Below are 13,757 nucleotides of genomic sequence, written 5' to 3'. Positions count from 1 at the left end.
GCTTGTGTGGGTGCCGGTCCGTGTCCTTCTTCCCCGTCTCGCTTCTGCTCCGTCTCTGTGTCTTCTTTGGTTTGGGTTTCCGCTGGGGCCGTCCTCCCCCCACGTCCCGGCCGGCGGCGAGGCCGCGGACACGAGCGTGATGTCTTTGACCGTACGTATGCCGCACGTTGAAGGGAACGCTCCACAGATGGATGCCGTACTGCACGCGCTGTCGATCACCGGATCCATGACCTGGGAGATCACCTGGGCCCTCATCCTGGGCTTCGCGCTGTCCGCCGTCGTGCAGGCCGTGGTCCGCAAGTCCGCCGTCGTCTCGTTGCTCGGCGACGACCGCCCGCGCACCCTCGCCGTCTCCGCGGGCCTGGGCGCGGCATCCTCGTCCTGCTCCTACGCGGCGGTCGCGCTCGCGCGCTCGCTGTTCCGCAAGGGCGCCGACTTCACCGCGGCGATGGCCTTCGAGATCGCGTCCACCAACTTGGTCGTGGAGCTCGGTGTCATCCTCGCGCTGCTGATGGGCTGGCAGTTCACCCTCGCCGAGTTCACCGGCGGACCCATCATGATCGTCGTGCTGGCCGTGCTGTTCCGGCTCCTGCTGCGCGAGGGGCTGCTGCGCCAGGCCCGCGAGCACGCCGATCGCGGCGTCGCCGGGTCCATGGAGGGCCATGCCGCGATGGACATGTCCGTCCGGCGGGAAGGCTCCTTCGCGCGGCGGCTGCTCTCCCCCGACGGCTTCACCTCCACCAGCCATGTGTTCGTCATGGAGTGGGCGGCGATCCTGCGTGACCTGGTCGTCGGCCTGCTCATCGCGGGTGCGATCGCCGCGTGGGTGCCGGACTCGTTCTGGCAGGCGTTCTTCTTCGAAGGCCACCCGCTCGCCGCGAAGCTGTGGGGGCCGCTGATCGGCCCGCTGGTGGCGATCGCCTCGTTCGTCTGCTCCATCGGCAACGTGCCGCTCGCGGTGGTGCTGTGGAAGGGCGGCATCAGCTTCGGCGGCGTGGTGTCCTTCATCTTCGCCGACCTGCTGATCCTCCCCATCCTGAACATCTACCGGAAGTACTACGGCGCCCGGATGGCCGTCTTCCTCCTGGGCACCTTCTACGTCGCGATGGTCGTCGCCGGGTACGTCGTGGAGTTCGTCTTCGGCGGGCTCGGCCTGATCCCCGACCAGGCGGACGCCGAACTCCCGGCGGAGGGCGTCAGTTGGAACTACACCACCTGGCTCAACATCGTCTTCCTGATCCTTGCCGCTGTCCTCGTCGTGCGGTTCCTGCGGACCGGCGGGCTGCCCATGCTGCGGATGATGGGCGGCTCACCGGACGACGACCACCACCACTGACGGGCCACGGGGCCGGGGCACGGGCTACCTGACCAACCGTGCGGGCCGGGTCGTGGCGTGGAGCAGGTACTCGAACGGCCCACGACGGAAGTGGCGGGTCCATACGAGCGCCAGCAGTACGGCGCCCGCGACGAATGCCCCCAGGACCGGCAGGGCGGACATGGTGTCGGCGTCGACGATCGCGATGTCCCAGACCTCCACCAGGAGCCAGAGGGCGACGATGTGCAGGACGTACGCGGTCAGCGCCATCGTGCCGACCGCGGAGACGGGAGCGGTCAGCCGGGTCAGGCGCGGCAGCCGGGCGGTGACGGTCAGGCAGGCGGCCACCACGACGAGGGCCACACCCGTGTTACCGAGGATGGAGAAGGTGGTCTGGCTGTGCGGTGCGGCGACCAGGAGCCAGTCGAGAGGGGTGCCGTCCTGCGGTTCGCCCACGATGTCGGACCACCAGGCCGACGACGCCGAACCGCCGTCCGCGGCCGCCGAGATGGTGGTGAGCGCGTGCGGCACCAGGCGCAGGGCCAGCCAGGAGCCGCCGTAGCCGACGACCGCGAGGGCGCCGCCGCACAGGGCGAGCCGGGAGCGGACGGCGGGCCGGGACAGGTCGAGCCGGGCCACGGCCATGCCCGCGACCACGAACGGCGCCCAGGTCAGCACCGGGTACGAGCCGGTGAACAGCAGCTCCACGACGCCGTCCGTGCTGGTGATCCGGGCCAGCGGGTCATGGGCGATGACGGTGTCCGCCCATGACCCGTCCTCGATGGAGATCCGTACGGCGTACAGGACTTGGGGCAGGATCAGTGCCCCGGCGGCGGCGATGACGGCGAGCGTGGCGGCGCGCAGGCGGTACAGGGGGAGGACGGCCAGGAACAGGAGGCCGTAGAAGCTGAGGATCACCTCGACCTCGGTGTCCAGGGCCGTGAGGGCGTAGCCGAGCGCGATCAGGACGACGGCCCTGAGCACGATCCTCGCCACCGCCTGCCGCCCGGCACGGCCGGTCCGGGGCCGGGGGCGACCGGTCATGATGATCAGTGAGAAGCCGGCCAGCAGCGCGAACAGGGCGGAGGAGCGGCCGCGCGCGGTCTCCAGCACGAAGCCGACGGGACCGCCGACGGTGACGTCGGGGCCGATGTGGGCGGAGTACATGCCGAAGACCGCGAGGCCGCGGGCCAGGTCGATGCCGATCAGCCGGCCGGCGGCCGGTGCGTGCGGTGGCTGCTCGGACCGTACGGGCGGAGGCGCGACCGGGGAGGCGTCGTTCGTCATGGCTCCAGGGTTCGCGGCCCGTACGGCGCGGCCCACCCGGCAGGCTTCCGAACCCCACCCGCCGACCGGACGGAACCGGACCGGCCGATCGGCCGGTCCCTCTCTACGACCGTCCGAAGCCCGACCGCGCCCGGCAGACGCGCGCCCCGCGGCGTGATACCCATCGAAGGGCGGGCAACCGACGAGCGGAGCGCACGTGATCCGTGTACTGGTGGTCGACGACGAGGCCCTCGTCCGCACGGGCTTCACCCACATCCTCAACGCCTCGGCCGACATCGGAGCCGTGGCGGCGGTACCGGGCGGCCAAGCGGTGCAGGCCGTACGGGAGTTGTGCCCCGACGTCGTGCTGCTCGACATCCGGATGCCCGACGTGGACGGGCTGACCGTCCTGGCCGAGCTGCGCCGGATGGCGCATCCACCGGTGGTGGCCATGCTGACGACCTTCGACACCGACGAGTACGTCGAGGCGGCGCTGCGGTCGGGCGCCGCGGGCTTTCTGCTCAAGGACACCGATCCCGAGCACCTCCCGTTCCTGCTGCGCACTTTGGCGGAGGGCGGCACCGTACTGTCGTCGCAGGTCACCCGTACGGTGGTGGACGGTTTTCTGGGCCATGGCGTACGGGAGACCTACGCCGTCCGTCTCGTCGCGCGGCTCAGCGAGCGTGAGGGTGCCGTCCTGGCGCTGATGGCCGAGGGGCTGTCCAACACCGACATCGGCGACCGGATGCATCTGAGCACCGGCACGGTGAAGGGCCATGTCAGCGCCGTCTTCGAGAAGTTGCACGTCGACAACCGCGTCCAGGCCGCACTGGTCGCCGAGCGCGCCGGGCTGCTCAGGCCGCCGCCCGAGGACGGAGGCACCCGATGAACCCTCGCCGGCCGCCCGCCCCGCTGATGGACGCGGTGCTGGTCATGGCCTCGCTGCTGGACCTGTGGGTCAACAGCGAGGGCGAGGACCCCCTGGCCCTCGCCTTCGGCCTGCTCGCCGCCGCGGCCCTCGTGCTGCGCGGTCATCTGCCGCTGACGACCTTCTTCCTCACGCTCCCCACCGCCCTGGTCGGCGACGCGGCGCTCGCCACCCTGATCGCGCTGTACACGCTCTCCTCGCTCAACCGGCACCGGGGCGTACTCGCGGGCTGCGCGGTGACCTTCGCCGTCTGCGACTTCCTGCCGTGGCCCTGGAGCGAACTGGAGGTCGGCGAACTCTCCGAGACCTACAGCCTCGTCCACCTCACCTACACCTTCGCCACCGCCGCCGCACCCGTCTTCCTGGGCCAGCTCGTCCAGGCCCGGCGTGAACTGTCGCTGCGGCTGGCCGAGATCTCCGAGGCGCGCGAGCAGGAGCAGTTCCTCACCGCGCAGGCCGCCCTCGGCAAGGAACGCGCCCAGCTGGCCCGGGAGATGCACGACGTCGTCTCGCACAAGGTGAGCCTCATCGCGGTCCAGGCGGGGGCGCTTCAGGTGGGCAGCCCCGACGCCGAGGCGAGAGCGACCGGGGCCACGATTCGGCGGCTGAGCGTGCAGACGCTGGAGGAACTGCGGCACATGGTGGGCGTGTTGCGTGCCTCGGGCAGTCGCCCCACCGAGCTCACGCCCCAGCCGTCGCTCGCCGACCTGGACCAACTCGTCGCGTCCAGCGGCATCGACACGGAGCTGGAGACGGTCCTGCCGGAGGACCTTCCGCCCACCTTGCAGCGCGCCGTCTACCGCACGGTCCAGGAGGCCCTGACCAACGTCCGCAAACACGCCCCGGGCGCCACCGCCACCGTCCGCGTCCACCACCGCGACGGCACGCTCAGGACCACCGTCAGCAACACCGCACCCATCCGCCCCGCGCTCCCCCTGCCCGGAGCCCAGCACGGCCTCGTCGGCCTACGGCAGCGCGCCGAACTCCACGGCGGCACGGTGACCTCCGGCCCCACGACGAACGGCGGCTACGAACTCCGCATGGAACTGCCGGCCGGGGACTCAGCTCCCGGCGGAAAGCCGTGAATACCTTCCGTGGCAACCGCGTCGTCCGGGATGTCGAGGGGGCAGAGGCCCCAGCGCCGGGCGATCTCCATGACGTGCTGCTCAACGGGCATGGCGGCGAACCAGGCATCCCACTCGTCCTCGCCCCACACCTCCCAGCCGTCGTCGAGGATGCGCTGCCCGACCCCGAGTTCCCTCTCGACGGCGGTGGGTTCGCCGTGGTGCAGGGGGACTTGGCCTTGCGTGCCGCTGTAGCAGTAGGCACGGGTCAGCACACCGCCTTCGGTCCTGGCCCAGGCGTGGTCCTCGCCGATGCGATCGGTCAGGAAGAACTGCAGGTCGCCGAGGACCGCGCTCAGGCTCTCGAGCCGGGCGGGGAAACGGGGATCGGTCGGGTCGAGCACACAGGTCAAGTGGATGCGGCCGTGCGCGATCGTCCAGTCGGGGACCGGGCGGGCCACGAAGACGCCCGATCTGTAGGCGGCCTCCGTGCCGCTCGTCCAGTCCATGACCTGGCGGTGATGCAGGCCGAGGCCGTCGCTCACGTCCTCCGGCGTGGCGTCCCGGAAAGCCAGCCATGCCGTCTTGTAGCCGATGCCCATGATCCCCCCAGTACGGTGACGGACGGATCATCGCAGGAGCAGGCGCAGGCGACGACGCGGAGGCAGGCACACTCGCCGGTCCAGTCCAGGTCCGCCTGCCACAAGGCCGGGCCGAAGACCTCGTACTGGATGATGCGTGGGGCGACCCCGTGGTCGATGAGGCGGCCGCCAACCGTCTGCACCCGCTCCCGGTACGCGGCCGCGCCCGTTCGATCCGACACGGACACTCTGCTCCCGTCGAGGAGTGGTTCACCCCGCGAACGGCACTACTGGCACGTCGGGCGGCAGGTTGAACGGCGTGACCACCTGGATCGCCGACGGCAGGACCGGACCGTCGTCGGGCAGCGCCCGGTGCGCGCGCATGACGGCCCGGCAGGCGCGGCGCACGTCCTGGCGCAGGTCGTGGTGGAGGACCGCGGACAGCCGGCGCTCGCGCAGCAGGCGGGTGTTGTCGTGGTCGAGGTCGTGCGCGACGAAGACGGCACAGGACCTGCCGAGTGCGTCGAAGGCGTCCAGCGTGGCGAGATTGCCGCCGCCCATGGAGTACACGGCGACGATGTCCTCGTCGCGTCCGAGGGCCGCCAGCACCAGTTCGCGCTGCGTGGCGTCGAGGCCGTCGCTGTCGGTGACCTCCACGAGGGAACGCGCGGGCCGGGCCAGGCGCATCGCGCCGCGGAAGCCCATCTCGCGTTCCTCCTCCCCGCGGAAGGAGCCCCGGCTGACGGTGGTGAGCACGTTGCCGGGGCGGTCGCCGAGCCACTGCTCCAGCAGGTAGGCGGCGGTGGCCCCGGCCGCGCGGTTGTCGATGCCGACGTAGGCGAGCCGGGCGCTGTGGGGCAGGTCGGTGACCAGGGTGACGACGGGGATGCCGGCGGCGGCCAGGCGTGCGACGGCGGCCGTGATCTCCGGTACGTCGGGGGCCTTGAGGATCACGCCCTGCGTGCCCCGCTTGGCGATCTTGTCCAGCGTGGCGGCCAGCTCCGCGGGCGGGCAGGTCTCCCGGAAGTGGAAGCGCGAGCGGACGACCGCGGGGTGCAGCGAGGGCAGTTCGGCCTCCAGCGCCTCGCGTACGGCGGTGGAGAACCGCTCGGGCGCCTGCATCACGATGTCGATCATGAACGTACGGCCGCCGATGCGGACCTGGGTCTGCTGGCGGTCCAGGTCCTTGATGGCCGCGTGCACCTCCCGCACGGTGCTCTCGCGCACGTTGCCCCGGTCGTTGAGGACACGGTCGACGGTGGCCGTGCTGAGCCCGGCCTGGCGGGCGATCTCCCTGATCGGATACGGGTGTCGCATGACGGATCCCAGACGCTGGATGATGGACTTTTGATGCATCGATGAGCATTGAATGAGGGGTTCGGGCACTCAAGACTGGCAGAAAGGCAAGCACGGCGAAAGGACCCCGATGTCGTCCACGAACCCCGCGGAGCGGACCTGGCTGACCGAGGCCGACTGCGATCTCGACGCCTTCCGCTCGCTCGTCGAGCAGGAGACCGACCCCGCCGGCCACCCGTCGGCCGAGCGCGTGGAGCAGAACGTCCCGATCCACGACAGCGACCGGCTCCGTGCTCTCACGGCCACCGCCGAGGGCCGGCGGGAGGTACAGGGCGAACTCGTCCGGGCGCTGCTCGACGGGCCCGGCATCGTCGTCCTCAAGGGCGCGTTCCCGGACCCGGCCGTCGTCGACCGCGCGTCCGAGGTGTTCGCCGCGCTCATCGAGGAGGAGCGCGCGAGCGGTACCGCCCGAGGCGACCACTTCGCCAGGCCGGGCGCCAACGACCGCGTCTGGAACGCCCTGGACAAGGTCGCCGTACGGGCACCCGAGGTGTTCGCCGACTACTACGCCAACGACATGATCGCGCTGATCAGCGAGGCCTGGCTGGGCCCCGGCTACCAGGTGACCTCACAGGTCAACGTCGTCAACCCGGGCGGCGCGGCACAGAACGTGCACCGCGACTACCACCTCGGTTTCCTCACCCAGGAGCAGGCGGCCCGCCATCCGGCGCACGTCCACCGCCTGTCCCCCGTGCTCACCCTGCAAGGTGCCGTGGCCCACTGCGACATGCCCGTCGAGTCCGGCCCCACCCTGTACCTGCCGCACTCGCAGAAGTACGAACCCGGCTACCTCGCCTGGCGACTCCCGCAGTTCATCGAGTACTTCGACGCCCACCACGTCCAACTCCCCCTCGCCAAAGGGGACGCGGCCTTCTTCAACCCCGCGCTCTTCCACGCGGCCGGGCACAACCGCTCCACCGGCATCCGCCGTATGGCCAATCTGCTCCAGGTGTCCTCCGCCTTCGGGCGCGCGATGGAGACGGTGGACCGCGAGGCGATGGCCAACGCCCTCTTCCCCGTCCTGCTGCGCCGCAAGGCCGAGGGCGCCTCGGAGGACTGGCTGCGCCGCGTGGTCGCCGCCACCGCAGAGGGCTACGCCTTCCCCACCGACCTCGACCTCGACCCGCCCGTCGGCGGCCTCGCCCCGCCCTCCCAGGCGGACACCTTCTGGCAGGCCGTCGCCGAGGAATGGGCCCCGGCCCGGCTGCGCGAGGAACTCCAGGCCGGGACCAAGCGGCGCCGCGGCTGAACGGGACGCACGTCCCAGCTCAAGCGGGGAGCGGGCCAGGCATGACCGGGCCCGGCAATGCCTGGCAGGAGCCGGCAGGACCCGGCCGTCGTGCGGCTCGCTCCTGGGCCTCCCCCGCGAACAGCACACCCGTCTCCGCCGACCCCACAATGGATCCCGTGGCACAGGTACCGATCTCACGTCATCTGCTCCGCGCCAAGGATCTCGCGGACGCCCGCTACGGCGAGGCGCTCACCGTGGCGGACATGGCCGCGGCCGCCGCGCTGTCGCCGGCCCACTTCAGCCGGAGCTTCAAGGCGGCGTTCGGCGAGTCCCCGCACCAGTACCTGCTGACCCGCCGCCTGGAGCGGGCCGCGTCCCTGCTGCTGGCGACGGACTGGACGGTGGCCGCGGTCGGGGTCGCCGTCGGCGCGCGCAGCATCGGCTCCTTCACGACGAGCTTCCGGCGGATGTACGGGACGACGCCGCAGGCCTACCGGGCGGCCCATCCGCCCGCCGCACGCCATGTGCGCGTCCCGCGCTGCGTGGCGATGGCCTACGGGCGGCCGCAGAACCGCACGTTTCGAGAAGACACGACCGCGCCCGCTGCCTAGCGTCGTTCCCAGGCAACGACCGAGGAGCGGCCATGACCACCATCAAGATCGCCAACGCGCAGTTCTGGGTGCACGACCAGGACGAGGCACTCGCCTTCTACACCACCAAGCTCGGCTGGGAGGTCAGGGCGGACGTGACGATGGAGGCGTGGAGCTTCCGCTGGCTGTGCGTGGCCCCGCCCGGGGACGGCCCGGCGCTGGTCCTGATGCCCGTGCCGGGGCAGCCGATGCTCGACGAGACGGGCAGCGCCCAGCTCTCGGACCTGGTGGCCAAGGGCGCGGGTGGCACACTGTTCCTGGAGACCGACGACTGCAAGGCCGCCTACGACGAACTGTCCGCCCGCGGCGTCGAGTTCAACGACCCGCCCACGACGCAGCCCTACGGCATCGACACGTCCTTCCGGGACCCTTCGGGCAACAACATCCGCCTCACGCAGGTGCTGGAGTTCGATCCGGAACGGCACTGACGGTTGCGACGGCACAGACGACACCGACGGCACAGACGCCGCTGACGGCGACGTCCCGGCATGCCGGCCCTCACCCGAAGAGAATGCTCCGCAGGATCCGGGTGAGGTGTTCGGTGAGCCGGTCGGGCGACATCGAGGCGAGGGGCTCGGTCCGGGCGATGTACCGGCTGAAGGCGACGCCCATCATCTGCGCGCCGACCAGCGCCACACGGGCGTCCATGTCGTCGTCGGACGCGGTGGCCGCATCGGGGGCGAGGACCGACCGGTAGACGGCGGCACTGTGCTCCTGCATCGCGGCCAGCAGGTCGGCGGCGGAGCCCTCGTCGGACGCGGCGCTGCGCAGGAGCGCGATGAGCGGGTCGTTGACGGCGTCCGTCTCCAGCCGCCGCACGAAGGCGTCCGCGATCCGGTCGGGCAGGGTCCCGGGGTCTCCTGCCGCGACCTGCTCCAGATCGCGGTTGCCCGGCACAGCCTGGAGGAACAACCGTTCCTTGGATGCGAAGTGACGGGTGATCAGGCCGTGGGTGACACCGGCCCGGCGTGCGATCTCCCGGAGCGTCGTGCGGGCGTACCCGCGTTCCGCGAAGGTGTGGCGGGCGGCGTCGATGATGGCCGCCCGGTGCCCCTCAGGGTCCCGCCGCCGACGCGGCACACCGGGCTCTGCGTCGGCCACGGCAACTCCTTCCGGTGATCAGGCCACGGGCGGGGCACCACGTCACCCACGGGCACCTGCTCGCTTAATGTCCGCGTGGATACTACAGCTTTCCGCCCGAGCGGCCCGCTCCCCCCTCTCCCCGCCGGTGATCATGGCGCAATCGCCGAGGCCACCGCATGCCCGCTCCGCACCATCCGCATCGACGGTCACGGCCTTCACATCGACGGCGGACCGCCGGTGACATGGCCTCCCGCACCACCGCCCACGCAACGCACGGCTTGCGCAGATCAACGAGATGCCGACGCACTGGCGCCGGGAGGCCTCGTGTTGGGCATCCCGAGGTCCACGGACCTTCGAATCCCATTGTCTCGCGCCACTTTTGACGGCGAATGTGCGAACAGCCCGATGCCTGGGAAGAATTGATAGCGGCCGCCGCCTGATGTCGGCGATGGCGGCGGCCGCTTTGCGCGAGGGCTCGCGCCGTCCCCTGGCGCGAGGACCCCGCGCGGGAACGTCCTTACGGCTCTGGGGCCTGCGGGAGTGAGCCCCAGCTCGAAACAGCCGCGAGGACGAAGACCGGGGCCCGCTGACGGCACTGGCGCGGGACGAGGTGGGCTCCGGTCACCCGAGGACGCGGGTCACTGCTGGCTGCCCGAGGACTGGGGGCTGAGGAGGTGTGCATCCCTCCTGTCCCGAAGCCTAGAACGACGCGGCTGTCCGGCGACACCCCGCGATTCGGCCCCTCGGCGGCCGAGACACCCCTGGCCGGAGCACCGGACGGGATCGGGCGCAGGCCAGACGGGACTCTCTACGCCCGGTGTCGAGTTGCGTAGTAAAAAACAACAGGTCGACGAAACGGACGATACGAGCACTGCGCCGCCGGAGCCCCAACCGCCCCGCCGGCGACGGCCCGCTCAGCCCGTCCGGGGCCAGGATTGCATCAGGGCCGCGATCCTCGCCGCGGTGCACGAGGGGTCGCGCAGCAGGTCGCGGAGGGCGAGGGCGTCGTCCCGGGTGGGCTTGACCGGGATTCCGGACGCCTCCAGGTACATCACGCCGGTCGCGGCGGCCACGGCCATGTTGGAGCGCTCGAGCCAGCGGCAGCGCCCGAGGATGTGCACCAGCGCCGCGGCCCGGGCGTAGGGGCCGTCGTAGACGGGGGTTTCGAGCAGCTCGGCGCGGTGGCAGGCGATCGCGGCCACCGGCACGCCGTAGTCGTCGGGCGACGGGTCGCCCGCCCCTGCCGCCTCCGCGACCTGAAGGATCCAGGGAACGTCGATGTAGAGATCCATTACGCGGCGTGGGCCCCCGAGGCGCGGCGGTCGGCCTCCTCCGCCTCGTCGAAGACGTCCTGGTGCTCGTCCAGGAACCGCCGTGCCGCGTCCAGACCGCGCTGCCGCAGCCCGTCGGCGTCCTCGCGCACGAGCGCGGCGATGTAGTCACTGACGCTCATGCCGCGATCCTTGGCCCGGGCCGTCGCCAGCTCGGCGATCTCGTCGTCGACGCGCCAGCCCCTCTGAGTCTTCGCCATGCCTGGATGGTACCAGCCGGTACCAGGGACGTTCCGGCCCCGATCACCGAGGGAGCTCCCGGCCGGGGCCCACGTTCGCCGACAGGACGTGCAGCACGCTTCTGACCTGGAAGGGAGCGAGACCCGGGTAGCGGGAGAGGACCAGTGCGCACAGGCCCGCCAGGTGCGCCGCCGCGAAGCTGTTGCCGCTGCACGGGCGCGTGCCGCCGCCCGGCCAGGGGGCGGGCACGTCCGTGCCGCGGGCGTAGAACTCGACCGGCGGCCGGGGGTTGTAGAGCAGGTGCCGCGGGTCGGGCACGGCATGGCTGCCGGCCGACAGGACCGAGGCGAAGCGCCAGGGAAAGCTCTCGATACGGCGGTTGTTCGCGGCGGCGACCAGCAGGGTGCCGCCGAAGCAGGCCCGGTCGGCGAGGTCATGGAGTTCGTCGCGCAGCTCCCGCTTGGTCGTCGACAGGCTGATGTTGACGATGTCGAAGCCCTGCTCGACCGCCCAACTCAACCCGGTGAGCAGGGTGTTCCCGGTGCAGGACAGCCCGGCGCCGAGCACCCGCAGGCTCACCAGGGAGCACTCGGGCGCCAGCGACCGGATGACGCCGGCGCAGGCGGTGCCGTGACCGTAGGCGTCGCCCGACTCGTCGGTGACGACGCGGAGTTGGCCGTCCGGGCCGGGAGTCACCACGTGCGCGGCGGAGACCGGGCCCACCAGCGGATGGTCCGGCGCGACCCCGCTGTCGATGACGCAGACGCGTACGCCCGCACCCGTGCTCCCCTCGTCCCAGGGCGGCCGGATCGTGTGGGGCCAGGTGCGCGGCAGGGTCTGCTCCGCCTCGGTGAGGTCGGTGGCCCGCCAGGACAGGCCGGGCCGCGCCGCCGTGTGGACGGCGCGGCCTACGGTGGACGCGTCGGCCTCCACTACCAGATGATCACGCCGGTGGCGACGCCCTCGACGTGGGCGGTGACCTCGCCCTCGATGCGGTCCTTGATCGAGTTGAGGACGGCCACCTCCGCCTCGGACAGCGTCGCGATCACGCTCAGCTGCGCCTCGGTCGCGTGGTCGAGGTCGTGGCCCTTGTCGGTGAGTGCCTGAACAGCGTTGAACGACATGATGATTTCCTCCTGGAACAGTTGTGCCTGCGGAGCCGCACCGGGCGGTACGGCCCAGGTCGTGCGGGGAGGACGGCGCCTACCAGACGATGACTCCGGTGGGCTCCTCCACATGGGCGGTGACCTCGCCCTCGATGCGCTCCTTGACGGAGTTGAGGACGGCCACCTCCGCCTCGGACAGCGTCGCGATCACGCTCAGCTGCGCCTCGGTCGCGTGCCCGAGGTCGTGGCCCTTCTCCGTCAGTGCCTGAACAGCGTTGAACGACATGCTGGTTCGCCTTTCTGATGGGACTGTTCTGCTCCGGAGCCGTGCCGTGCGGCACGGCCCAGGTCATGAGGGGGAGCCCTCGGCAGCGGGCTCCGCGGCGGCGGGCACGAGGCCCTCGGGGTGCCGTTCTCCGGCCGGTTCGTCCTCGGGGTGGCGCCACACACAGGCCGCGCCCAGTACGGCGAGGCCCGCGCCCGCCCCCGTCAGCACCCAGCCGATGCCGACCCGTGCGGCCAGCGCGGCGCCGGCGAGCGGGGCGGCGAGCTGGAGGGCCGTGGGGACGACCATGGCGACGGTGCCGACCCGGCCGATGAGTTCCTGCGGGGTGGCGCGCTGGACGAGGTAGCCGAAGACCACGAGGATCCCGGCCGAGCACAGCCCGATCCCCACGGTGACGGGAAGCCAGCACAGTGCCGGGGTCCGGACGCCGCTGGTGGCCGCCACCCCGACGGCGGCCACCAGCGTCCCGGTCGCCGCCTGTGAGGCGCCCAGGATCACGAAGGGGCTGTGGTCGCGCCCGAGCCGGGCGACGAGCACGCTTCCCACCGCCGCGCCCACCGCGACCGAGGCGACGACGGCGCCGTAGTACGAGCGCGGGACGCCCAGGTCGAGCAGGAGCAGCGGGGAGAGCGTGTCGAACATCAGGACGAGGAAGACGGTGGCGGACAGGCCGGCGACGGCGATCCGCAGGGTGCGGCTGGCGCGTACGAACGCGAGCCCTTCGCGTAGTTCCCGGAGCAGGCGCCCGTACCAGGTGCCGGCCGGCAGCTGCGAACTCACCAGTTCCGTACGGGACTTCAACCGCAGCCGGGACAGGATGAGGGCGGAGAGGACGAAGGTCGCCGCGTCGGCGGCGAAGGCGCCGTGCGGGCCGGACAGCGCCAGGATGACACCGCCCAGGGCGGGCCCGGCGATCTTGGTGGTCTGGGTCGCGAGGGTGTTCAGTGAGGTGGCGGCCAGCAGTGCGTCCTCGGGCACCGTGCTCTTGAGCGCCGACTGCTGGGCCGGGGTGAACAGGGTGCCGACGGCGGTCTTGGCGGCGAGCAGGGCGAGCAGCACGGGCAGGTCGGGCGCGACGAGGTAGCCGAGCACGAGGCCGGCCCGGACCAGGTCGCAGCCGATCATCGCGGTCTTCTGCGGCAGCCGGTCCGCCCAGACCCCCGCGACCGGGGCGATCACCAGCCACGGCACGGCGGCGGTGACCGCGACGGCGGCGAGTCCGCCGGCTCCGTCCCGCCACTGGTAGGCGACGAGCGAGACCAGGGCCACGTAGTCGATCCAGTCCCCTAGTCCGGACAGCGCCTGCCCGCCGAAGAGCAGGCGGAACTGACGATGCCTCAGTACGGCTGCGGGTCCGGTGCTCCGCATGACCACCTCCGG

General features: G+C 71.6%; 16 protein-coding genes. 6 read left to right on the top strand and 10 right to left on the bottom strand.

Annotated features, from left to right (window positions below):
• Positions 1 to 187: 187 nt before the first annotated feature.
• On the top strand, positions 188 to 1,336 hold the full coding sequence (locus tag ACFU97_RS12425; protein WP_384254527.1) for a permease: 1,149 nt from the start codon (positions 188 to 190) through the stop codon (positions 1,334 to 1,336).
• 24 nt (positions 1,337 to 1,360) lie between these two features.
• On the opposite strand, the gene ACFU97_RS12420 is transcribed toward ACFU97_RS12425, so the two are convergent.
• Entirely contained in the window at positions 1,361 to 2,602 is a 1,242-nt protein-coding gene (locus ACFU97_RS12420) for a DUF418 domain-containing protein (protein WP_384254525.1), read from the bottom strand.
• A gap of 196 nt (positions 2,603 to 2,798) precedes the next feature.
• Between ACFU97_RS12420 and ACFU97_RS12415 the strand changes: the two genes are divergently transcribed.
• Together ACFU97_RS12415 and ACFU97_RS12410 are read left to right on the top strand one after the other, a co-directional pair.
• Complete coding sequence (locus ACFU97_RS12415; RefSeq protein ID WP_384254523.1) at positions 2,799 to 3,470, top strand: response regulator; 672 nt, start codon at positions 2,799 to 2,801, stop codon at positions 3,468 to 3,470.
• Positions 3,467 to 4,594 carry a sensor histidine kinase gene (locus ACFU97_RS12410; RefSeq protein WP_384254520.1) on the top strand — a complete coding sequence of 376 codons (1,128 nt, stop codon included), beginning with the start codon at positions 3,467 to 3,469 and terminating at the stop codon, positions 4,592 to 4,594. The genes ACFU97_RS12415 and ACFU97_RS12410 overlap by 4 nt, the downstream gene beginning before the upstream one ends.
• Here the strand turns inward: ACFU97_RS12410 and ACFU97_RS12405 are convergent.
• Both ACFU97_RS12405 and ACFU97_RS12400 read right to left on the bottom strand, forming a co-directional pair.
• Positions 4,537 to 5,175: a hypothetical protein gene (locus ACFU97_RS12405; RefSeq protein ID WP_384254518.1), complete on the bottom strand. Its 639-nt coding sequence runs from the start codon at positions 5,173 to 5,175 to the stop codon at positions 4,537 to 4,539. The two genes, ACFU97_RS12410 and ACFU97_RS12405, sit on opposite strands and share 58 nt — an antisense overlap.
• A gap of 249 nt (positions 5,176 to 5,424) precedes the next feature.
• Entirely contained in the window at positions 5,425 to 6,471 is a 1,047-nt protein-coding gene (locus tag ACFU97_RS12400; protein ID WP_384254515.1) for a LacI family DNA-binding transcriptional regulator, read from the bottom strand.
• A 109-nt stretch (positions 6,472 to 6,580) separates the two neighbouring features.
• Between ACFU97_RS12400 and ACFU97_RS12395 the strand changes: the two genes are divergently transcribed.
• The 3 genes from ACFU97_RS12395 to ACFU97_RS12385 all read left to right on the top strand — a co-directional run bounded on the left by ACFU97_RS12395 (position 6,581) and on the right by ACFU97_RS12385 (position 8,819).
• The gene (locus ACFU97_RS12395; protein WP_384254513.1) at positions 6,581 to 7,759 is read left to right on the top strand and encodes a phytanoyl-CoA dioxygenase family protein; all 1,179 of its coding nucleotides are present in this window, start codon (positions 6,581 to 6,583) and stop codon (positions 7,757 to 7,759) included.
• 149 nt (positions 7,760 to 7,908) lie between these two features.
• Positions 7,909 to 8,352, top strand: a complete 444-nt coding sequence (locus ACFU97_RS12390; protein WP_384254511.1) for a helix-turn-helix domain-containing protein — start codon at positions 7,909 to 7,911, stop codon at positions 8,350 to 8,352.
• A 32-nt stretch (positions 8,353 to 8,384) separates the two neighbouring features.
• Positions 8,385 to 8,819: a VOC family protein gene (locus ACFU97_RS12385; protein ID WP_384254509.1), complete on the top strand. Its 435-nt coding sequence runs from the start codon at positions 8,385 to 8,387 to the stop codon at positions 8,817 to 8,819.
• Between the two features lie 70 nt (positions 8,820 to 8,889).
• Here the strand turns inward: ACFU97_RS12385 and ACFU97_RS12380 are convergent, their stop codons facing one another.
• The 7 genes from ACFU97_RS12380 to ACFU97_RS12350 form a co-directional block, all read right to left on the bottom strand.
• A complete protein-coding gene (locus ACFU97_RS12380) occupies positions 8,890 to 9,492 on the bottom strand; it encodes a TetR family transcriptional regulator (RefSeq protein ID WP_384254506.1) in 603 nt (200 codons plus the stop codon).
• 896 nt (positions 9,493 to 10,388) lie between these two features.
• Complete coding sequence (locus tag ACFU97_RS12375) at positions 10,389 to 10,766, bottom strand: fic family toxin-antitoxin system, toxin component (protein WP_384254504.1); 378 nt, start codon at positions 10,764 to 10,766, stop codon at positions 10,389 to 10,391.
• Positions 10,766 to 11,005, bottom strand: coding sequence for a hypothetical protein (locus ACFU97_RS12370; RefSeq protein ID WP_384254502.1), 240 nt, complete (start codon positions 11,003 to 11,005; stop codon positions 10,766 to 10,768). Before ACFU97_RS12370 ends, ACFU97_RS12375 begins: the two co-directional genes overlap by 1 nt.
• Before the next feature lie 43 nt (positions 11,006 to 11,048).
• A complete protein-coding gene (locus tag ACFU97_RS12365; RefSeq protein ID WP_384254499.1) occupies positions 11,049 to 11,918 on the bottom strand; it encodes a S8 family serine peptidase in 870 nt (289 codons plus the stop codon).
• Positions 11,918 to 12,109, bottom strand: coding sequence for an aroma-sacti cluster domain-containing protein (locus ACFU97_RS12360; protein ID WP_384254497.1), 192 nt, complete (start codon positions 12,107 to 12,109; stop codon positions 11,918 to 11,920). Before ACFU97_RS12360 ends, ACFU97_RS12365 begins: the two co-directional genes overlap by 1 nt.
• Positions 12,110 to 12,188: 79 nt before the next feature.
• Positions 12,189 to 12,377, bottom strand: coding sequence for an aroma-sacti cluster domain-containing protein (locus ACFU97_RS12355; protein ID WP_384254494.1), 189 nt, complete (start codon positions 12,375 to 12,377; stop codon positions 12,189 to 12,191).
• A gap of 63 nt (positions 12,378 to 12,440) precedes the next feature.
• Positions 12,441 to 13,745: an MFS transporter gene (locus ACFU97_RS12350; protein WP_384254492.1), complete on the bottom strand. Its 1,305-nt coding sequence runs from the start codon at positions 13,743 to 13,745 to the stop codon at positions 12,441 to 12,443.
• Positions 13,746 to 13,757: the final 12 nt, after the last annotated feature.

Origin of the sequence: Streptomyces sp. NPDC057616 (genome assembly GCF_042800575.1) — a bacterium.
In the GTDB taxonomy this organism is placed as follows: Bacteria; Actinomycetota; Actinomycetes; order Streptomycetales; family Streptomycetaceae; genus Streptomyces.
This window is presented reverse-complemented; position numbering and strand designations above follow the sequence as displayed.